15 protein-coding genes are annotated in these 19,756 nt (G+C 56.7%); 8 read left to right on the forward strand and 7 right to left on the reverse strand.

Features of this window, described 5'->3' with window-relative positions; genetic code table 11:
- The first annotated feature begins 58 nt into the window (after positions 1–58).
- The 6 genes from AB7E06_RS01595 (at position 59) to AB7E06_RS01620 (ending at position 7,493) form a co-directional block, all read left to right on the forward strand.
- Positions 59–631: a thermonuclease family protein gene (locus AB7E06_RS01595; RefSeq protein WP_264672569.1), complete on the forward strand. Its 573-nt coding sequence runs from the start codon at positions 59–61 to the stop codon at positions 629–631.
- Positions 625–2,811, forward strand: coding sequence for an ABC transporter substrate-binding protein (locus tag AB7E06_RS01600; RefSeq protein WP_427954837.1), 2,187 nt, complete (start codon positions 625–627; stop codon positions 2,809–2,811). The genes AB7E06_RS01595 and AB7E06_RS01600 overlap by 7 nt, the downstream gene beginning before the upstream one ends.
- A complete protein-coding gene (locus AB7E06_RS01605) occupies positions 2,811–3,788 on the forward strand; it encodes an ABC transporter permease (RefSeq protein ID WP_094195929.1) in 978 nt (325 codons plus the stop codon). The genes AB7E06_RS01600 and AB7E06_RS01605 overlap by 1 nt, the downstream gene beginning before the upstream one ends.
- Before the next feature lie 7 nt (positions 3,789–3,795).
- The gene (locus AB7E06_RS01610) at positions 3,796–5,250 is read left to right on the forward strand and encodes an ABC transporter permease (protein WP_094195930.1); all 1,455 of its coding nucleotides are present in this window, start codon (positions 3,796–3,798) and stop codon (positions 5,248–5,250) included.
- On the forward strand, positions 5,247–6,932 hold the full coding sequence (locus tag AB7E06_RS01615) for an ABC transporter ATP-binding protein (protein WP_427954840.1): 1,686 nt from the start codon (positions 5,247–5,249) through the stop codon (positions 6,930–6,932). The genes AB7E06_RS01610 and AB7E06_RS01615 overlap by 4 nt, the downstream gene beginning before the upstream one ends.
- An 84-nt stretch (positions 6,933–7,016) precedes the next feature.
- Positions 7,017–7,493, forward strand: a complete 477-nt coding sequence (locus AB7E06_RS01620) for a DUF1178 family protein (RefSeq protein WP_094195932.1) — start codon at positions 7,017–7,019, stop codon at positions 7,491–7,493.
- Here AB7E06_RS01620 and AB7E06_RS01625 read toward each other — a convergent pair.
- Positions 7,444–9,321, reverse strand: a complete 1,878-nt coding sequence (locus AB7E06_RS01625) for a sigma-54-dependent Fis family transcriptional regulator (RefSeq protein WP_264672571.1) — start codon at positions 9,319–9,321, stop codon at positions 7,444–7,446. The genes AB7E06_RS01620 and AB7E06_RS01625 overlap by 50 nt on opposite strands.
- 242 nt (positions 9,322–9,563) lie before the next feature.
- On the opposite strand from AB7E06_RS01625, the gene exaC reads away from it, so the two are divergent.
- The gene (gene exaC, locus AB7E06_RS01630; protein WP_427954843.1) at positions 9,564–11,090 is read left to right on the forward strand and encodes an acetaldehyde dehydrogenase ExaC; all 1,527 of its coding nucleotides are present in this window, start codon (positions 9,564–9,566) and stop codon (positions 11,088–11,090) included.
- Between the two features lie 134 nt (positions 11,091–11,224).
- A complete protein-coding gene (locus tag AB7E06_RS01635; RefSeq protein ID WP_125276948.1) occupies positions 11,225–12,373 on the forward strand; it encodes an iron-containing alcohol dehydrogenase in 1,149 nt (382 codons plus the stop codon).
- A gap of 161 nt (positions 12,374–12,534) precedes the next feature.
- Here AB7E06_RS01635 and efp read toward each other — a convergent pair whose 3' ends face one another.
- The 6 genes from efp to AB7E06_RS01665 all read right to left on the reverse strand — a co-directional run bounded on the left by efp (position 12,535) and on the right by AB7E06_RS01665 (position 19,527).
- Positions 12,535–13,092 (reverse strand): elongation factor P, encoded by a 558-nt coding sequence (gene efp / locus AB7E06_RS01640; protein WP_003802564.1) that lies wholly within the window; start codon positions 13,090–13,092, stop codon positions 12,535–12,537.
- 72 nt (positions 13,093–13,164) lie between these two features.
- Positions 13,165–14,304 (reverse strand): elongation factor P maturation arginine rhamnosyltransferase EarP, encoded by a 1,140-nt coding sequence (gene earP, locus AB7E06_RS01645; protein WP_427954846.1) that lies wholly within the window; start codon positions 14,302–14,304, stop codon positions 13,165–13,167.
- Position 14,305: 1 nt separating this feature from the next.
- A complete protein-coding gene (locus AB7E06_RS01650; protein WP_230019144.1) occupies positions 14,306–15,517 on the reverse strand; it encodes a DUF2863 family protein in 1,212 nt (403 codons plus the stop codon).
- A gap of 153 nt (positions 15,518–15,670) precedes the next feature.
- Positions 15,671–17,593 carry a TRAP transporter large permease gene (locus AB7E06_RS01655; RefSeq protein ID WP_125276947.1) on the reverse strand — a complete coding sequence of 641 codons (1,923 nt, stop codon included), beginning with the start codon at positions 17,591–17,593 and terminating at the stop codon, positions 15,671–15,673.
- Positions 17,590–18,222, reverse strand: a complete 633-nt coding sequence (locus AB7E06_RS01660) for a TRAP transporter small permease subunit (RefSeq protein ID WP_094195938.1) — start codon at positions 18,220–18,222, stop codon at positions 17,590–17,592. Before AB7E06_RS01660 ends, AB7E06_RS01655 begins: the two co-directional genes overlap by 4 nt.
- 144 nt (positions 18,223–18,366) lie before the next feature.
- Entirely contained in the window at positions 18,367–19,527 is a 1,161-nt protein-coding gene (locus tag AB7E06_RS01665) for a TRAP transporter substrate-binding protein (protein ID WP_094195939.1), read from the reverse strand.
- Between the last annotated feature and the right edge of the window lie 229 nt (positions 19,528–19,756).

Below are 19,756 nucleotides of genomic sequence, written 5' to 3' on the forward strand. Positions count from 1 at the left end.
CAGTATCTATAATTTGTTAGCCTAGTTTCTGCTACTCGCCTGGAGTGTTGTCCGCATCATGACTGTGTTTTCCCTGTCCGGCTTTTCTTCTTTGACTCGGCGCACAGCCGTTTGTGCTGGCATGGCGGCTGTGATGGCTGTCTGGGCCTTGCCTGTTCAGGCTCAAAACTTCGAGTTGACTGGGCGCGTGGTGCGGGTGGCGGATGGCGATACGCTGACAATTCTGCCCAGTAATAACAAGCAGGTGCGTGTGCGCCTGGCCAGTATTGATGCCCCTGAAACCACGAAAGACAGCCGTCGCCCTGGCCAGCCCTTTGCGGTGGCCTCGCGACGCTTCTTGTCGGATTTAGTGTCCGGCAAGCAATTGACCCTGTCTTGCTATGAGAGCGATCGCCATGGTCGTGCGGTATGCGATGTGCCCTTGGCCGATGGTGAAACCGCTAATCAGAAACTGGTGCGTGCCGGTATGGCAATGGCGAACCGGGAAAAGCGTGGCCGCTTCCTGCGTGACCCGCGCATTGACGGGCTGGAGCGCGAAGCCCAAGAGGACCGCGTTGGCATCTGGTCCGAACCCAATCCTGTGCCGCCATGGAAATGGCGCTATGACTGCTGGCGGCAAGGGCAATGTTAAGCCCTTGGCGGTGGGTCGGGCTGGCCCTGTTGTGTGTCGGATTGGCAGCCTGCTCCAAGCCCGTGAACAGCCCTTATCACGAAGAAAGCGCAGCGGAAAACACGCTGTACAGCGCATTCACGACTCGTTCTCCCAATCACCTGGATCCGGCTTTGTCCTATTCCGGTGACGAGACCCCATTTACCTATTCGATTTACGAGCCGCTGTACGGCTACCACTATCTGGATCGGCCGTATCGCCTGATCCCCAAGACGGCGGCCGAGCTGGTAGACCCGGTGTATCTGGACGCGCAAGGTCATCGTCTGCCAGCCGATGCGCCGGGTGAGCAGGTGGCCATCAGCCGTTACGACATTCCGATCAAGCAAGGCATTCGCTTTCAGCCACATCCGGCCTTTGCCTTGGATGAGCAGGGTGAGTTCCGTTACTACCCCATGCGGGCGCCGGATTTGAGTGACGCCTTTAGCATTGCCGACTTTGCCCATACCGGCTCGCGAGAGCTGACGGCTCACGATTACGTTTATGCCTTCAAGCGTCTGGCCAGTCCGCGTTTGGCCTCGCCTGCCTTGGGGGTGATGGCCGAGCATATCCGGGGCTTCAAGGAGTTCAGTGAAGAACTGGCCCGTATTGACAAGCAGGAGCCGCGTCCTCAATGGCTGGATTTGCGCCCCTTTACCTTGCCGGGTGTGCGTGCCCTGGACAAGCACACGCTGCGTATTGAGGTCAATGGCAAGTATCCGCAGTTCAAGTACTGGCTAGCCATGACTTTCACTGCTCCTATGGCTTGGGAGGCCGAGCGTTTCTATAGCCAGCCACGCATGGCACAGCACAACCTGACGCTGGATAGTTGGCCGGTGGGTACGGGCCCATTCATGCTGACGGAGTCCCTGACCAACCGCCGCCATGTGTTGAGCCGCAACCCCAATTACCGGGGTGAGCCCTACCCGTGCGTGGGCGAGCCGGGTGATCAAGCAGCCGGTTTGCTGGAAGATTGTGGTAAACCCATGCCTTTCCTGGACAAAGTGGTGTTCTCTTTGGAAAAAGAGGGCGTACCTTTGATGGGCAAGTTCCTGCAAGGTTATTACGACATTCCGCAGGTGGAGCGGGGCGAGTATGGCGTGGCCATGACCGTAGCGGCACAGGATTCGGTCGACAAAGCCAATCTGTATCAGGAGCGCGGTTTGCAATTGCGTACGGCTCCCGAAGCGCAATTGTTTTATATGGGCTTTAACTGGCACGACCCAGTGGTCGGCCAGGGCGACACACCCGAGCAGTTCGAGAAAAACCGCAAGCTGCGTTTGGCTATCAGCATTGTGTTCGACTGGGAGCAGTACGTCTCCATTTTCATGAATGACCAAGGGCAAGCCGCGCATGGCCCCTTGCCGCCGGGCGTGCCGGGTTATCAGCCCTTGCCCCAGGGCGCCAACCCTTATGTCTACACCAGGGACAATGGTGTGGTGAAACGCCGCAGCCTGGACGAAGCCCGTGATTTGTTGCGGCAGGCCGGTTATCCCGATGGACGGGACAGTCGAACCGGTAAACCCTTGATCCTGTATTACGACTCCATGATGGGGATGGGTTCGGATGCCACGGTGGACTGGATGCGCCGTCAATTAGCCCAAGTGGGCCTGCAATTGGAAGTACGTGCCACCGACTACAACCGTTTTCAGGACAAGATGAAGCGTGGCGCGGCGCAGATATTCCTGTGGGGTTGGGTAGCGGACTACCCGGATGCAGAAAACTTCTTCACCTTGCTGTACGGCCCTCAAGCCAAGAAAGATTTTGGGGGTGAAAACGCTGCCAATTATCAAAGTGCAGAGTTTGATCGTCTGTACGAGCAAATGCGTTTTTTGAATGACGGCCCGGACAAGCAGGCGGTGGTGCAGCAGATGATTCATTTGGTTCAGCACGATGCTCCCTGGATGTTTGGCTATGTCCCCAATGCGGGCGGTGCATACCAAAGCTGGGTACGCAATGCCAAGCCGTCCATGATGGTGCGCGACAGCATCCAGTATTACCGTATCGACCCTGAACAGCGCGTCGAGCGCATTGACCTTTGGAATCGCCCCGTCTGGTGGCCTGCTATTCCATTGGGCTTGCTGGCTTTGATTCTGGCGTGGGTGGTGCGCTCGCAGGCTCAGGCGCGTCGTCGCCGTGTGGCTTTGCGCAAGGAGAAAGACTGATGTTTTCCTATATGCTGCGGCGCATTCTGTATGGCGTGCTGATTCTGATCGGGGTCAATCTGCTGACCTTTGTGCTGTTTTTTGCCGTGAATACGCCCGATGATATGGCCCGTTTGTCCATTGGCGGGCAGCGCGTCAGCCAGACGGCGATTGAAAACTGGAAGGCAGAGCGCGGATATAACAAGCCGCTGTTTTATAACGCTCAAGCCGAGGGCAGCAAAGCGTTGACCGATACGATCTTCTACGAACGCTCGGTTCCCTTGCTGCGCCTGGACTTTGGCTTGTCTGATCAAGGGCAGGATATTGCCTATCAGATCAAACAGCGCATGGGCCCCAGTCTGGCCTTGGCCCTGCCCACCTTCTTTTTGGGTTTATGGGTGTGCATCAGCTTTGCCTTGCTGATGGTGTTTTTCCGGGGAACCCGACTGGACTTTTCAGCCGTCGTGCTGTGCGTAGTACTGATGTCCATTTCAGGGCTGTTCTACATCATTGCCGGGCAGTGGCTGTTTGCGCGGGTGCTCCGTTGGGTGCCGTTCTCGGGCTGGGTGCAAGGGATGGATAACTGGCGCTTTTTGGTTTTGCCGGTACTGGTGGGAATTTTGTCACGCATCGGGGCGGAATCGCGTTTTTATCGCAGCCTGTTCCTGGAGGAGGCCAGCCGTGACTATGTTCGTACGGCGCGCTCCAAGGGCTTGACCGAATCTACAGTTTTGTTCCGTCACGTGTTGCCCAATGCGCTATTGCCCATTCTGACGGGCACCGTATCGGCCTTGCCTTTGTTGTTCATGGGTAGTCTGATTTCCGAGTCTTTTTTTGGTATTCCGGGTCTGGGTAGTTTCACCATTGATGCCATCAATGCCCAGGACTTTTCCATTGTGCGTGCCATGGTGTTTTTAGGATCGATGCTTTATATCGCCGGTTTGATTCTGGCTGATATCTCCTACACCCTGGTCGATCCCCGCATTCGTTTCAACTGAGCCCGCCATGCCACAGTTCGTCTTTCTCTGGACCGATACCTTTGTGCTGGCACTGTTTCTGGCCATGGCGGTCTATACCTGGCGTGTCGTCAAGCGTCCCGCCTTGCGCTCGGCCTGGGCCAGTGTGGCACGTACGCCATCGGCCATGTGTGCCGCTGTTTTTCTGGTCTTTTTTCTGCTGCTTGGTCTGCTGGACTCCATTCACTATCGGCCGCTTTTGCCAGCGGCCCCGGGGCAGGAGGCCAGCACACCCAGTTATGCGCCTGTAGCTCGTTCGGCACTGGATGATGTTTTGAAAGCGGCGGGTCTGACAAAAGTTGAAAAGACGTATTCGGCTCCCTTGGCCCGCTTTCAGTTGACCAAGGAAAGCATGTTGATTGACGGCAAGCCCGTGCGCGACTTCCCGCGCCTGGTCAATGCCGGGGTTGGGATGGACACGCCTCAGGAGCACCGACAGGACCTTCTCCGACTCAGTCTGAAAGGCCTGTCTTGGGGGCTGCTGGCCAGTGTGGTGCTGGCTTTCTTGTTGACGCTTTGGGGGCGCAAGCAATCGATGGAAGCAGGCTGGGGGGCGGCATGGCGTTATTGGTGGCAGGGGCAGGGTTTGGTGAATTGGCGGCTTGTCTGGTTCAGCGCTTGCGCACTGGTGATACTGCTGTGTCTGGTTCTGAGCCTGAGCACGAATTACTACGTGCTGGGTACGGACCGCACAGGTAACGACATCATCTGGCAAGCCTTGAAAAGCGTGCGTACCGCGTTGGTGATTGGCACCTTGACCACCTTTGCCATGCTGCCGCCTGCCATTATCCTGGGCTTGGCCGCCGGATACTTCCGGGGCTGGGTCGATGATGTCATTCAATACATTTACACCACGCTGACCTCCATTCCCGGCGTCTTGTTGATTGCCGCCTGCGTGTTGATGATGCAAGTTTATATCGACACCCATCCCGATAGCTTCGACACCGTGGCTGCCCGTGCCGACCTGCGTTTGTTCATGTTGTGTCTGATTCTGGGCCTGACCGGCTGGGCGGGCCTGTGCCGCCTGCTGCGTGCCGAGGTGTTGAAACTGCGCGAGCTGGACTATGTGCAGGCCGCTCAGGCTTTTGGCGTAGGCCATTTGCGCATCATGTTTCGTCACCTCCTGCCCAATGTGATGCACATTGTGCTGATCACTCTGATTCTGGAGTTCTCCGGTCTGGTGCTGTACGAGGCGGTGCTGTCCTATCTGGGCATAGGCGTGGACCCCAGCATGCCTTCCTTTGGACGCATGATTGATGCCGCCCGCAGCGAACTGTCCCGCGACCCGATTATCTGGTGGGGTTTGGCCGGGGCTTTTGTGATGATGCTGGGGCTGGTTCTGTCCGCGAACATTTTTGCCGATGCGGTGCAAACGGCTTTTGATCCTCGTACCCGCCGATTCAAGACGTTGCGAGTCCGTCGCCCAGGAGGAGCCAAAGTATGAGTGAGCTTGAGAACGACTGCGCCGTGAAGCCCTCTACAACGCCTGCCGTGCTCAATATCGAGGGCTTGGAACTGCGCGTGCAGTCTGATGCCGGTGTGCAAAGCGTGGTACGCAATCTGTCTTTGGCTGTGCAGCGTGGTGAAACCTTTGCCTTGGTGGGGGAGTCCGGCTGCGGCAAAAGCATGACAGCGATGGCGATCCTGCGTCTCTTGCCGGAAGCTGCCTGGATGCAGTCCGGTCACATTGCCTTGGATGGACTGGAGTTGCCGCCTTTGCCTGAGCAACACATGCAGGATGTGCGCGGCAAACGCATCAGTGTGATTTTTCAGGAGCCGTCCACCAGCCTGAATCCGGTCATGTCCATTGGCCGGCAGATCAGCGAGGTGATTCGTCGTCATGCTGTAGCTCCTGCGGGGCAGGAAAGGGCAAGGGCTATCCAATGGCTGGAGCGTGTCGGCATCCCCGGTGCTGCCCAGCGCTACGATGATTTTCCGTTCCAGTTTTCCGGCGGCCAGAAGCAACGCATCATGATTGCGATTGCCTTGGCGGCAGAGCCTGATTTGCTGGTGGCCGATGAGCCAACTACTGCGCTGGATGTGACGGTTCAGGCACAGATTTTACAGTTGCTGGCCGATATACAGAAAGAGATGGGCCTGGCTATTTTACTGATTACGCACGACTTGCTGCTGGTGAAGCAATACGCCGACTATGTGGCCTTGATGCGGCACGGGCAAATTGTGGAAGCCGGGTTGGCCAGCCAGTTCTTTCTGCGCCCCAGCCATCCGTATGCTCGTGAATTGCTCGATGCCATTCCCACTTTTGAAAAACGTGGACGGCCCTTGTCCCGCGCCATTGCGCCTATTGAAGCCTTAGCGCCGCGCAGTAGCGGCAAAGAGCTGGTTCTGGATATTCAGAACCTGTCTGTGTCCTACAAACAGGCCGGTTCCTGGTGGCGACGCTTGCCCGTAATCCCCGTGGTCAAAGACTTGAGTCTGCAACTGCACAAGGGCGAAACCCTGGCTTTGGTTGGTGAATCGGGTTGCGGTAAAAGCACGGTTGCACGTACCTTGATGCGTTTGCTGGATCACCAGGCGCAGATCAGTGGTCAGGTGCACATGCAGGGGCAGAATATTCTGCAAGTAAAAGGCAAGGCCTTGCGGCAATTGCGCTCACGTCTGCAGATTATTTTTCAGGACCCATATGGATCGTTGGACCCGCGCATGATGGTGGGCGATATTCTCTTGGAAGGCCTGACTGCCTTGCGCCCCGAGCTGGATGCCAAGGCGCGTCGCAAACGAATTGAAACGTTGGTGGAGCAAGTCGGTCTACCCAAGAACGCCCTGGATCGTTACGCGCATGAGTTCTCAGGTGGACAACGCCAGCGCATTGCGATTGCGCGCGCCTTGGCGGTTGAACCTGCTGTTCTGATTTGCGATGAACCGACCTCGGCCCTGGACGTGTCCGTGCAGGCGCAGATTCTGGATTTGATGCGTGAATTGCAAATGGAGCTGGGGTTAGCTTATTTGTTCATTACCCATAATTTCGGGGTTGTGGAGTATCTAGCCGATCGAATTGCTATTATGGCCAAGGGGTGTATCGTAGAGCAGGGCAGTGCGCAGCAGGTTCTGTTCCATCCACAGGAAGAGTTGACGCAGCGTCTGCTGGCCGCTGTGCCCCGTTAAGCCGCGCATGCCGTACTTGCCATAATTGGTTCGCCACTTCCATGTCACAATATGGCGGTTTATTCGCCCATTGATATACACATTATGAGCTTGAAGGTTTTTGATCTTGAGTGTGAACACGGCCATGTGTTCGAGGGTTGGTTTAGCTCACGCGAAAGTTACGATGAGCAGATCAGTCGTGGGCTGTTGTGTTGCCCCGTCTGCAACAGCCATGAGGTCAAACGCAAACTGTCGGCTCCACGTATCAATGTGGGTGCGCAAGAAAGCAGCACCGCTTCTGACACTGCTCCCGTTCCGCCGCCTTTGCCCTCAACCATGCCCACCGAAGAGCAAATGCGGGTGATTCAAGGCCAGCTCTTGCAGGAGCTACGCTCGGTGATACGCAAGTCGGATAATGTGGGCACCCAGTTTGCCCAGGAAGCGCGCCGTATGCACGAAGGCGATATTGAACCGCGTGCCATCCGTGGTCAGGCCACGGCGCAGGAGTATCAGGAACTGGCCGACGACGGCATTATTGCCATGCCGATTCCTGACTTTCTGGATGATGACCGCCTGCAGTAATAAGCGGCGACATTTCTTTCAGTCTGCGATGCAAGGTGCTGCGATGCAGCCCCAAGGCGCGCGCCGCTTGTGAAATATTTCCCTGATGTTGTTCCAAAGCCTGCTGCACAGCGGCGTATTCCTGTTCCTTCAGGGTTTGTGGCTTGGGGGCGGCAGGGGGGCTTGTTTTCGTGATATTTCGGGCTGCTGGGGCGGCTGGCTCTTGAGCCAGCAGCGGATGCTCGACATGTAAACATGGCAGGGCAGGCAGATCCTGAGCCAACCACAGACGCCCAGGAGAATCTTGCACAATGATTTGCAGCAGTACCGATCGCAGCTGGCGATAATTACCCGGCCAGTCGTAGTTCTGCAGTGTTTGCAAGGCGTCGGGATGGAGCTGGGGTGCCATCTGGCCTTGTGCCAGAACGGCCAGCTCTCTGGAAATATAATCGCCCAGATCGTTGCGCTCTCTAAGACTGGGGACTGTGCAGACATAGTCTTGCAGCCGGAAGTACAAGTCAGCACGGAAGCGGCCATCACGTACCAGTTTTTCCAGCGGCTGATGGCTGGCACTGATCAACTGGAAGTCTAGACGGTGTGTGCGCTCCGAACCCAGTGCCTGAACTTCGCGTTCTTGCAGAACCCGCAGCAGACGGCTTTGCAAAGCGACCGGCATATCACCAATTTCATCCAGAAACAGCACACCGCCGTGTGCTTGACGCAATTTGCCGGCATAACCCTGACGACGCGCACCGGTAAATGCACCGGCTTCATAGCCAAACAGCTCGGCTTCAATCAGGGTTTCGGGCAGGGCGGCGCAGTTAATTGCCACAAAAGGGCCGGACTGCGACTGGCGGCGGCGATGCAGTTCACGTGCCATACGCTCCTTGCCAGAGCCACTGGGGCCACTTAGCAAGATGGACAAGCCCATTTGCATGGCCCGCAACGCTGGTTCCAGCGCCTTTTCCTGCTGTGGAGACAACTGAGTTGTGTCCGCTGTCTCCGTTTGAACGTGTACCGCGCGGGCGGGGGCCGGGGCTTTAGTTGCCGTGCTCAGGTGTAGCGTGACAGGCTGACTTGTGCTTTTCGCCTGCTCCAGTACCGAACGTAAATCCTGGCCGGGCAGCTCCTGCCAGTCCTGGCGCAACATGCGGGCGGCCAGCTCATCGGCGGCCACAATCATGTCGTCTTCCAGAACCAGTCGACCACTGAAAGCGCTATTGAGCAGGCCTGGGTCGGTATGTAGATGCAGCAGGCGGCGGGATGGCGTGCACAGCGACTCCAGCATTTGGCGGCTGATCTGGCGGGCGTACAACTGCGCCAAATCCAGGGCGTAGTGATGCTCCAGCTCTGAAGGCCCGGAAATATCCAGCACCCCAATAATCTGACCATAAGGGTCATAAATGGGGGCGGCGTGGCAGCTTAGAATCCGGTTGTCAGGCAAATAGTGCTGACTGCCGTGAATCTTGATGGGCTGTGCGCAGAACAGGGCGGTGCCTATGGCATTGGTGCCGCGATGGTTCTCGGCCCAGCTTACACCCGCACGCAAGGCAACCTGCTCGGCCCGTTGCAGAAAATGCGGATCGCCCGCTTGTTGTAACACCGTGCCTTGGGCGTCGCACAATAAAACCAGACTGCGATGCGGATGCACCAGCGCGGCCAGATCCTGTACGGCTGCCGAAGAGTGATGCAATAAGTGATGCTGCTGTTCCAGCAACTGTCGCAGCGCACCTTGGCTCATGTCTCTGGGCTCTGCACTTAAGTCCGACTCCATCGTTTGGCAGCGCTCCCAGGATTGACGCCACATGGTTTCGTTGGTTTGCGGGCAAAACGCGTGTAGAGAAGTCATGAATGTGCTCCGGGAGGGGTGTCGCATCCTGCGACAGTGCTCACTTTTTGCGACAGTCGCTGTCGCAGCCTGCGACTGGAGGTTGTTCCATTATGGAGGCGGGCGGGCTTAGGATCGAGTCGGGACAATCGCTAGCTAGTTTGGCACGTTATTTGCTTTAGTTAAATCAGGATAAAGGCACCCCTAACCTTTCCCTGCGGTGTACGTCTGGTGACACCGAACTAAATCAATAAGGAGACATCATGAATCTGTCCGATCTCAAATCCATGGGCCTGGATCTGGAATTTCCCTTCAAGTCCCGTTACGACAACTACATTGGTGGACGTTGGGTGCCGCCGGTCGAGGGTGAGTATTTCGATAACGTCTCCCCCGTCACCGGGCAGGTGTTTTGCCAGGTCGCCCGCTCGGGTGCCGCCGATATCGACCTGGCGCTGGATGCCGCGCACAAGGTACGACACCAGTGGGCCAATACTGCACCTGCCGAGCGCTCCGCTGTTTTGCTGCGCATTGCCGACCGTATTGAACAAAACCTGGAACGTCTGGCGGTGGCAGAAACCATCGACAACGGTAAACCTATCCGTGAAACCCGCGCGGCTGACTTGCCTTTGGCGGTCGACCATTTCCGTTACTTTGCCGGTTGCCTGCGTGCTCAGGAAGGCAGTCTCTCGGATATCGATGGCACCACGGTTGCTTACCACTTTCACGAGCCTATCGGCGTCGTCGGTCAGATCATCCCCTGGAACTTTCCGCTGTTGATGGCTGCCTGGAAACTGGCACCGGCCCTGGCTGCCGGTTGCCCCATCGTCCTGAAACCCGCCGAGCAAACCCCCGCTTCCATCCTGCTGCTGATGGAAATCATTGGTGACCTGCTACCGGCTGGTGTGCTGAACGTTGTCACCGGTTACGGGAAAGAAGCCGGCCATGCCTTGGCCAACTCCAAGCGTATCGCCAAAATCGCCTTCACCGGCTCCACACCTGTAGGCCGAGAGATCCTGCACGCCGCCGCTGATCGCCTGATCCCCGCGACTGTGGAGCTGGGCGGCAAGAGCCCCAACATCTTCTTTGAAGACGTGATGCAGGCTGATGATGCTTTCCTGGACAAAGCCCTGGAAGGCTTGAGCATGTTCGCCCTGAATCAAGGCGAGATCTGCACATGCCCATCGCGCATTCTGATTCAGGAGTCCATCTACGAACGCTTTATTGAACGCGCCGTTGAGCGAGTCAAACGTATTCAGACTGGCAATCCACTCAATGCCGGGACGATGGTGGGTGCACAGGTTTCCGAGAAGCAGATGGAGCGTATTTTGGGTTACATCAATATCGGTCGTGAGGAGGGCGCACAAGCCCTGACCGGTGGTGAGCGTAATCGTCTGGGCCAGGGCCTGGACAATGGCTATTACATCAGCCCCACGATGATGCTGGGTAAAAACAGCATGCGTACCTTCCAGGAAGAAATCTTCGGACCCGTGGCCGCAGTGACCACCTTCAAGGACGAAGAAGAAGCCATCGCCATTGCCAACGATACCGAGTTCGGCCTGGGTGCTGGCGTCTGGAGCCGCGACGGCTCGCGTGCCTACCGCGTAGGCCGTGGTGTTGAGGCAGGTCGAGTCTGGACCAACTGCTATCACCTATACCCCGCTCATGCCGCTTTCGGTGGCTACAAGCAATCGGGCATCGGCCGCGAAACTCACAAGATGGCCCTCAATAACTACCAGCAAACCAAGTGCCTGCTGGTCAGCTACAGCCCGAACGCTCTGGGCTTTTTCTGATCTCTTGATCTATTCGTAGTGCTGTTAGACCTCCCCCCATGCAATATGGGGGGATCCCTTCCTTGCGCGCTTTCAATGCGTATTGCCTTGAAGCGGCAAGGAGCTTCTTCTATCGTTAATTAGGAGTACGCACAATGACTGTCTCTGAGTTTTTCATGACCCCACACAATGTTCTGGGCCCCGGCGCCTTGGATCAGGCTATGCCGATTGTTGGGAGGATGGGCTTCAAAAAGGCCTTGATCATCACAGACTCTGACCTGGCCAAATTGGGTATGGCTAAACTGGTGGCAGACAAGCTGATTGCGCAGGGTATCGATACAGCGATTTTTGATCAGGTACAGCCCAATCCCACTGTAGGTAACGTCAATGCAGGCTTGGAAGCGCTGAAAGCACACGGTGCAGATATGATTGTCTCCCTGGGCGGCGGCTCCTCCCACGACTGTGCCAAAGGTGTGGCCCTGGTTGCCAGTAACGGTGGCAAGATTGCCGACTATGAAGGAGTCGATAAGTCCGCCAAGCCACAACTGCCGCTGCTAGCCATTAATACCACCGCTGGCACAGCGTCAGAGATGACACGCTTTACCATCATTACCGACGAAACCCGTCACGTGAAGATGGCGATCATCGACCGTCACATTACTCCGTTCTTGTCAGTGAATGACTCAGAACTGATGGAAGGCATGCCCGCCTCGCTAACCGCTGCCACCGGCATGGATGCCCTGACTCACGCAGTCGAAGCCTATGTATCGACCATTGCCACTCCCATTACCGACGCCTGTGCGGTGAAAGTTGTCGAGCTGGTTGCTAAATACTTGCCTATCGCGGTGCGTGAGCCGCATAACAAAAAAGCCCGTGAACAGATGGCGTATGCCCAGTTTTTGGGAGGGATGGCATTCAATAACGCGTCGCTGGGCTATGTGCATGCTATGGCTCACCAGTTAGGTGGTTTCTACGACCTGCCGCATGGTGTTTGCAATGCCCTGCTGCTGCCGCATGTGCAGGCTTTCAATATGCAAGCGGTAAAAGGGCGTTTGGACGAACTGGGTAAGATATTGTCGGACAACAATCCTGACCTCAAAGGTCTGGATGTGATTGCAGCAATTAAAAAGCTGGCCGATATTGTGGGGATTCCGAAGTCGCTGGAAGAGCTGGGAGTGAAGCGGGAAGATTTCTCAGTTCTGGCTGAGAACGCACTCAAGGATGTGTGTGGAGCGACTAATCCGATTCAGACGGATAAGAAGACGATTGTGGGTATTTTTGAAGAGGCGTTTGGGGCGAGGTAAGAGCTGGCGGACTGAATACTGTGTTCGTTAAAGTTAGTGGTATCAAGTCTGCCGTTGCCCTGCCCAGAAGGCCACTCGGTGAATCTGGCAGGCAGGAAAAAGGGGCTGTAAAAACAGCCCCTTTTTTTGCGCGTACCGCACTGGGCGGCACGACGTCTTTCTTACATCACGCGGCTGCGGTATTCGCCAGTGCGAGTATCGATTTCGATCTTGTCGCCGATGTTGCAGAACAGAGGCACGCTGATTTCGGTACCTGTGTTGATCTTGGCGGGCTTTAGCACTTTACCGGAGGTATCGCCTTTCACGGCAGGTTCGGTGTAGGTGATTTCGCGCACGATGATGGTGGGCAGTTCAACCGAGATGGCACGACCTTCGTAGAAAACGGCCTCAACGGACATGTTTTCTTCCAGGTAGTCCAGAGCGTCGCCCATGCTTTCGGCTTCGATTTCGTACTGGTTGTACTCTTCGTCCATGAAGACGTACATGGGGTCAGCGAAGTAGGAGTAAGTGCATTCGCGCTTTTCAAGCTGGACAACTTCAAATTTTTCGTCAGCTTTGTGCACGGCTTCGCTGTTCGAGCCGGTCAGCAGGTTCTTGAACTTCAGTTTGACAACGGCGGAGTTGCGACCGGATTTGTTGTATTCCGTTTTCTGAACGACCAGAGGGTCGCCATTGACCATCGCGACGTTACCAACGCGCAGTTCTTGTGCGGTTTTCATTAAAAAAACTCCGAATGGGACAGGCTCCGCCAAACGCAGTGTCAGGGAGCTTTTAAGAAGTAATCTGTTATTTTAGCGTTTTCGGGCGACTTGGGTGTAAAAACTCAGCAAACTGCTGGCCAAATCGGCTTGTTCAGCCAGTTTTGTACTATATGCACGGGCTTCTTGTTGCCATAGACGCAACACCTGCGGTTCCAGACTGCGGCGCAAGGCGGCGGCAGCGCCGGCCTGATCCGCACTGCTCCAGGCCAGATGCAGGGCTTGAACCGGCTCGGGTAGATTGCCGGTATCCAGCCAGGCTTGCAGCTTGTCCAGATGGGCCTGTTCTTCCTGTACGTAGGGCTGCCACAGCATGGGTTGCCCGGCCCAGATGGCACGTACCAGGGAATCTTCGCCACGTACTATATTCAGTGCGCTACGCCATAGCAGGACATCAAAGTCGGCCTGATTCACAGCAGGGATGCGTTGGATCAGCAGGTGGCCTTTGGCTAATTCCGGGAGGTGCTGGGCAACGGACTCGGGCACCAGCAGCAGGGTTTTCTGCTGTAGCGAGGACAGCACTTCGGGCAGAGCCAGCACGGGTGCATCGGGATAGCAGAACAGGAACATTTGCTGCATCTCGCCCTGGAGCAGGGCTTGGACGTGTTTCTGCGATACGCCCAGACGGTTCAGCATGGCCTGATAGGCCGTATCGTCCTTCAAGAAGGTGTCGCGGCGGGCCAGCAGATCGCTTTCACGCAGCAGGCCCCCTGTTTGCGGGACAAAGCCGGGAAAGAAGAAATATTTGTTCGCCCCACCTGCTTGCGGGGAGGGCAGGCCGTGGCAGCCCTGTACCCAGGGCTCGGCGCTTAGGTAATCCAGATTGATCCACACATTGCTGTCGGCCTTCAGTTGCCGAGTCATGGTCTCGGGCGGCTCGCAGGCAAAGGCCTCGATGACGAAGGGGTGTGGCGCGGGGTAGTCTTGGCGCGCGTTGTGCCAATGTTCGATATCTACACCTTGTAGACGCTGGCTTTGCAGGCTGCTTTGGATTTCGGACTGGATGCGGCTAAAGCTGTGCAGATCATCCACCCACAGGCGTAGCTGGGCGACCTCGGGTCTGGCAGCCAACTGACGGGCCAGCCGCCAGCACACGCCTATATCCCCCAGATTGTCGATAACACGGCAAAACAGGTCTATGGATACAGGCTGGGAAACAGTAGCGGTGTTCAATTTAGTGCAGTTGTACGGGGTCCAGATCGATTTCGTCCGGCAGTTCCGGGTGCTGCATCTCGCCGTTAATGTCCGGAAAGAAAGGCGCGTTGCAATCGTCGCAGGTCTCGGTGGAGTGTAGGCCCGGCAGGCGCTGAATCTGGACCAGGCCCAGGGTACTGAGCAGGGCAGCAATGACGTCCGGGATGTCGACATGGTCATCGCTGTGGAAAGAGGACTCGGCCTCTTCCTGACTTAATACAGGCCAGATACAACCATAAATGACGGTAGGCGAGGAAATGGTGCTAAAGCCCACGCGGTACTCTTCAATCTGCTCTTCACCGCAGGCGACGATGACGGCACGCAGTTGGTCGGGCGAGAGCTTGACCGCCGTTTGCAGCCAGGTGATGCCAGCCTTCAGAGCCAGTGGGCGAATCTCACGGTCCGACTCGCGGTTGTTCATGTAATACGCGTTAGGAGCCAGAAACTGCAGTTGGCAGCCGGTAAACAAAGGCGTGACGATGGCGGAATAACGCGCTACCCATTGTTCGACGCAACGCAGGTGCTCAGCTTGCAGATTGTCGCTGGATTGCTGCCAGCGAAACAGGGCTTGGCCTACCGGAGCCATGACTACGCCAATCAGAAAGCGGGCGTCGGCCAGCAGGCTGCTGGCTTCTTCTGGCTTGTTTACAGGGGCAGGGTCTTGGCTGCGGCCCAAGGCTTGCGCGGTCAGGCTGCGCGTCCAGGCGTAGGCTTGCTGATAGGTTTGCGGCATCTCGTCGTAATTGACCAGATTGGGCAGCAGGGCGCACATCGTGCCTTCGGCCAGAACGGTGGCGCGTAAGGACTCTTCCAGTTCCTTGTGCTGTTGGGGCTTGAGTTCGCCTTGGGGTAATTGATAGCGTGTCCAGGCGGTCAGCGGAGCTGAAAACAGCAAGGCGTCGTACAACACGCCTTCATGCTCGATTTGCTGACATTCGGCGTGGGACTCGGCCAGTTCCATTAAAATTTCGTAATGCTGACTTTGCTGTTGGCTGCCCAGCAGTTCCAGCGTCTGTTCAACAGCCGTATTACGTCGTCCGCTATAGAGCTTGTCCAGCAATTTGGCGGTCAGCCCTTGCCAGTAGCGGTCTTCGATCTGCGAGCCAGAACGAACCAGCGCGTCCGTGTAATTGAGCAGCCGCTGGATTTCTTTGGGTTGTTGGGCGAGCAGTTTGGAGTTGAGTTGCGACATGGACATACAAAACCGGTAGAGGGACAGCTTAGTTTACCCTTTGCTACGACCGGGGTGTGTGAATGAGGGAAGCTCCCTAGAAAGGAGCGTGAGGCAAAAAACCGCCGCATCCGGAAATGCGGCGGCTTCTGTTGTGATGCGACTTAGCTGAGATCAGTACAGTACCCTGGGCAGCCAGAGGCCGATGTCAGGGAACAGGTACAGGACGATAATCGCCAGGATCTGGATCCCCATGAAGGGCAGCATGCCCAGGAAAATCTGGTTCAGGGTGACATGGGGTGGCGAGACGCCTTTCAGGTAGAAGGCCGACATGGCAACCGGCGGCGACAGAAATGCCGTCTGCAGGTTCAGTGCGACCAGCAGACCGAAGAACAGCGGATCGATCTGGTAGTGCGCCAGCAGCGGCAGGAAAATGGGCATGAAGATAATGATGATCTCCGTCCATTCCAGTGGCCAGCCCAGCAGGAAAATAACAACTTGAGCCAGGATCATGAACTGGATGGGCGTCAGATCCATCGACAGCACCCAGTTATTGATCAGTTCTTGGCCGCCCAGCAAGGCGAAGGCGGCCGAGAAGATACTGGAGCCGACGAACAGCCAGCAGACCATGGCACTGGTCTTGGCGCTGAGGTACACCGATTCGCGCACCATGGAAAAGTTCAAGCGGCGATAGGCGAAGGCCAGCAGGATGCCGCCCAAGGCACCCAAGGCCGCCGCCTCGGTGGGGGTACAAAGGCCGACGATGATACTGCCCAGCACGGCAAGAATCAGCATGGTCAGCGGAAAGAAAGAGCTGAGCAGCATCTTGAAGATTTCCAGCCGAGCGAAATTCAGCATGGCGTAGTAGAACAGCAAGGCCAGACTGCCCACGATCAGAAAGATCCAGAAGGTCATCGGCGCAGCCTGGCGCTCTGCTGTCCTGGCTTCTTCGGTGGCTGCTGCCTGCGGGGCGGGAGCCTCTGTACCCAGCTCGTTTGTACCCAGCGAAACGAGTGGCTCACTACCTTCGGGTTCGGACAGACCGCCAGCCCCCGGAGGTTCTGCCAGCCCGCCGCCACTGTAGTCATTGTCGAAACTACTGAAACCGCCGCCCATTTCCTGCAGTTCGTAGTGCTCGGCGGTCTTGGGCGCGGTGACCGATTGATAGCTAAAGCCCATGACAGCGAGGAAGATTGCAGCGGGCAGCAGGGCGACTGCCAGATTTTTTAACAGCAGCTTCATGGGTACATCGACATTGCGAGGCCCCTTCATGGCGCTGATCAGGCCGGGCACAGCACGGTCCGTGATGGTTTCCTTGATGGTTTGCGCGAAGGCGGGCAGTGGCACAATGCGGTCTTCCGCCGAAAGAGGGGGCGCGACGCTGGGCTTGAGCTTGGCCAGGATGATCACGTACAGCACGTACATTACGGCCAGCAAGAGGCCTGGGAAGAAGGCTCCAGCATACAGTTTCACGACCGAGACACCGGCGACAGCGCCATACAGGATTAGCAGCACGGAGGGGGGCAGCAAAATACCCAGGCAGCCTCCCGCAGTAATGGAGCCGGCTGTCAGTTGTACGCTGTAGCCCGCCCGCAGCATCGCGGGCATGGCCAGCAACCCCATCAGAGTCACCACCGCACCTACAATGCCAGTGGCTGTGGCAAAGATGGCGCAGGTGGCAATAGTGGCCACCGCCAGCGAACCAGGGATTCGTGCCATGGCCAGGTGCATGCCCTGGAACAGGCTCTGGATCAGGTTTGCGCGTTCAACCAGATAGCCCATGAAGATGAACAAGGGCACCGCAATCAGGACATCGTTGGTCATGACGGCGTAGGTGCGCAGAACCATTAGGTCCAGGGTCTGCTGGATAGCTTGCTGTGTGCCCATGTTGCGGTACGCAAGCCAGGTAAAGATCACTCCCATCCCCATCAGCGTAAAGGCTGTGGGAAAGCCCAGCATGATGGTGACGACAATCAGGGCCAGCATGAGCAGGCCCAAATGACCATTGGTCATGTCCGCAGGTGCCGGCATGAACACGGCAATGCTCAGAACAATGCCGATCAGGATAGTAAGCCCGAACCAGATTTCTTTTCTCATGTCGGACTCCCTTTTTTGCCGCCGACTTTGACAAAGGCATCCAGTTTTTTAATATCGTCGCTGTTGACGTCCACCATGTCCATGAGCTTGTCCACATCGACTTCTTCAACGTCCTTGTCGCGCGAAGGCCATTTCCCGTCCCGCAGACAGCGCACGCAGTACACCATTTCCACAAAGCTTTGCAGTAGAAGGCACAAGCCTGCCAGCGGGATGATGGCTTTGAACGGGTAGATGGGCGGTCCGTTAGCCGTAATGTTCGAGTGCTCCATGATGGCCCACGACTCGGCAGCGAAGTAGTAGCCGGCCCAGAACATGGCGACCACACCGGGAATAAAAAACAGGATGTACAGGACCAAGTCCAGACCCGCCTGCAGGCGGGGCGGGAAAAAACCGTACAGCACATCCCCACGGACATGGCCGTTCTTGGAGAGCGTATAGGCACCGGCCATCATGAACAGGCTGCCATACAGCATGTTCATCATGTCAAAGGCCCAGGCGTGCGGGTTGGATAAAACGTATCGAGAGAAAACCTCGAAGGAAACGAACAGGGTCAATGCCAGGATTAGCCAGCCGAACAACTGGCCTATCCACGTATTGAACCGGTCGATAAAGGCCAGGATTTTCTGCATGGTCGGGTCACCTTGCTGGCGCGGAAAGGGTCTGATGTGTGTCGACTGCGGCTTTGGGCGCGGCCGGCCTGGAGTCAGGGAGGAGACGTCATCCACATCCGAGTAGACGGGATGACGCGGTACGATTGCCGATAGGAGCTAGCTTTAGGCTTGGGGGGCCTTGCGGCCGAAGTAGTGGTTGTAGGCCATACGACGGTTATTGTTGGTGTCCATGTCCCACGCCATGGCACGTGCCGCGAATGCGCGTTGCGACGCGTCGATTTCCTTGAAGAGGGGGTTGGTCTCCGCCTTTTTGGCGATGATCTGGTCCCAAACAACCAGTTGTTGCTGCAAGATGGCGTCGGGCGTTTTGTAGAATTTGACGCCGTCTTCCTTTTGCAGGCGCTGGTAGTCTTGCGAGTAACGGTCAACCGCCTTCCAGGACATGTCGGCCGATGAGGCCTCGACCGCGTTGTCGACAATGGCTTTCAGTTGTGTCGGCAAGGCGTTGTATTTGTCCTTGTTGAACATGATCTCGAAGGTTTCGGAGGCCTGGTGAAAGCTTTGCAGCATGCAGACCTTGGACACGTCCGGAAAACCCAGGGCGCGGTCTGATGTGGCGTTGTTGAACTCGGCACCATCGAGCAGGCCGCGGTCCAGGGCGGGGACAATTTCACCGCCTGGCAGCGCGTTGACGGCAGCCCCCATTTCGGTGAACAGGTCGATAGCCAGGCCATTGGTACGGAATTTCAGGCCCTTGAGGTCTTCGGTCTTGGCGATGGGTTTTTTGAACCAGCCGAACGGTTGTGTGGGCATCGGGCCGGTCAGGAACGAGACGACATTGCCACCGATGGCATCGTACAGCTTGGCCAGCAACTCCTTGCCGCCACCGTATTTGTGCCATGCCAGCACCATATTGGCGTCCATGCCGAAGGCCGGACCAGACGAAAATAAAGCCAGGGCATTTTGCTTGCCGTAGTTGTAACCCAGTACGCCGTGGCCGCCGTCCAGCGTTCCCTTGGAGACGGCATCCAGCAGGCCAAAGGCCGGTACCACTGCCCCGGCGGGCAAGACTTCGATTTTCAGGTCTCCACCGGTCATATCGTTGATTTTCTTGGCAAAATCGAGGGCGAATTCGTGGAAGATGTCGACGGTGGGCCAAGTGCTTTGAAAGCGGAAGTTGATGGGACCCTGCGCGCGAGCGATGGCAGGAAAGCCCATCGTTGCTGCAGCCGCGGTGCCGACTGCCGCACCGCCCAGGAACTTGCGCCGAGATGCGCCAGTGTGTTCGTGTGGCGCGGTGCTTTTTTTGATCCTGTTTCTCATGAGGTGTGTCTCCGAAGTGGCTGTAAGCGTTCGAGAGCAAACTGCAGCAATCCGATACTGTTTTTCAGCTTTTCTTCAGTTTGCTTTCAGCTTTATAGGCGATTCAAACGCCAGACGTACATAAGGAGTAACCACAATGACAGTAGGGGTATACCCGTGGGCAGCCAATCGTGCATATGTGCACGGCCAACGTCGGCTGACGCTTGATACCCAGGCTTTTTTGTCTGTG

It is taken from the genome of Alcaligenes sp. (assembly GCF_050255915.1).
In the GTDB taxonomy this organism is placed as follows: Bacteria; Pseudomonadota; Gammaproteobacteria; order Burkholderiales; family Burkholderiaceae_B; genus Alcaligenes; species Alcaligenes aquatilis.

Bases quoted from the DNA above. Each gene is read 5' to 3' on its own strand.
- AB7E06_RS01595 (WP_264672569.1), top strand. From the start codon at position 59: ATGACTGTGTTTTCCCTGTCCGGCTTTTCTTCTTTGACTCGGCGCACA.
- AB7E06_RS01600 (WP_427954837.1), top strand. From the start codon at position 625: ATGTTAAGCCCTTGGCGGTGGGTCGGGCTGGCCCTGTTGTGTGTCGGA.
- AB7E06_RS01605 (WP_094195929.1), top strand. From the start codon at position 2,811: ATGTTTTCCTATATGCTGCGGCGCATTCTGTATGGCGTGCTGATTCTG.
- AB7E06_RS01610 (WP_094195930.1), top strand. From the start codon at position 3,796: ATGCCACAGTTCGTCTTTCTCTGGACCGATACCTTTGTGCTGGCACTG.
- AB7E06_RS01615 (WP_427954840.1), top strand. From the start codon at position 5,247: ATGAGTGAGCTTGAGAACGACTGCGCCGTGAAGCCCTCTACAACGCCT.
- AB7E06_RS01620 (WP_094195932.1), top strand. From the start codon at position 7,017: ATGAGCTTGAAGGTTTTTGATCTTGAGTGTGAACACGGCCATGTGTTC.
- AB7E06_RS01625 (WP_264672571.1), bottom strand. From the start codon at position 9,321: ATGACTTCTCTACACGCGTTTTGCCCGCAAACCAACGAAACCATGTGG.
- exaC (WP_427954843.1), top strand. From the start codon at position 9,564: ATGAATCTGTCCGATCTCAAATCCATGGGCCTGGATCTGGAATTTCCC.
- AB7E06_RS01635 (WP_125276948.1), top strand. From the start codon at position 11,225: ATGACTGTCTCTGAGTTTTTCATGACCCCACACAATGTTCTGGGCCCC.
- efp (WP_003802564.1), bottom strand. From the start codon at position 13,092: ATGAAAACCGCACAAGAACTGCGCGTTGGTAACGTCGCGATGGTCAAT.
- AB7E06_RS01650 (WP_230019144.1), bottom strand. From the start codon at position 15,517: ATGTCGCAACTCAACTCCAAACTGCTCGCCCAACAACCCAAAGAAATC.
- AB7E06_RS01655 (WP_125276947.1), bottom strand. From the start codon at position 17,593: ATGAGAAAAGAAATCTGGTTCGGGCTTACTATCCTGATCGGCATTGTT.
- AB7E06_RS01660 (WP_094195938.1), bottom strand. From the start codon at position 18,222: ATGCAGAAAATCCTGGCCTTTATCGACCGGTTCAATACGTGGATAGGC.
- AB7E06_RS01665 (WP_094195939.1), bottom strand. From the start codon at position 19,527: ATGAGAAACAGGATCAAAAAAAGCACCGCGCCACACGAACACACTGGC.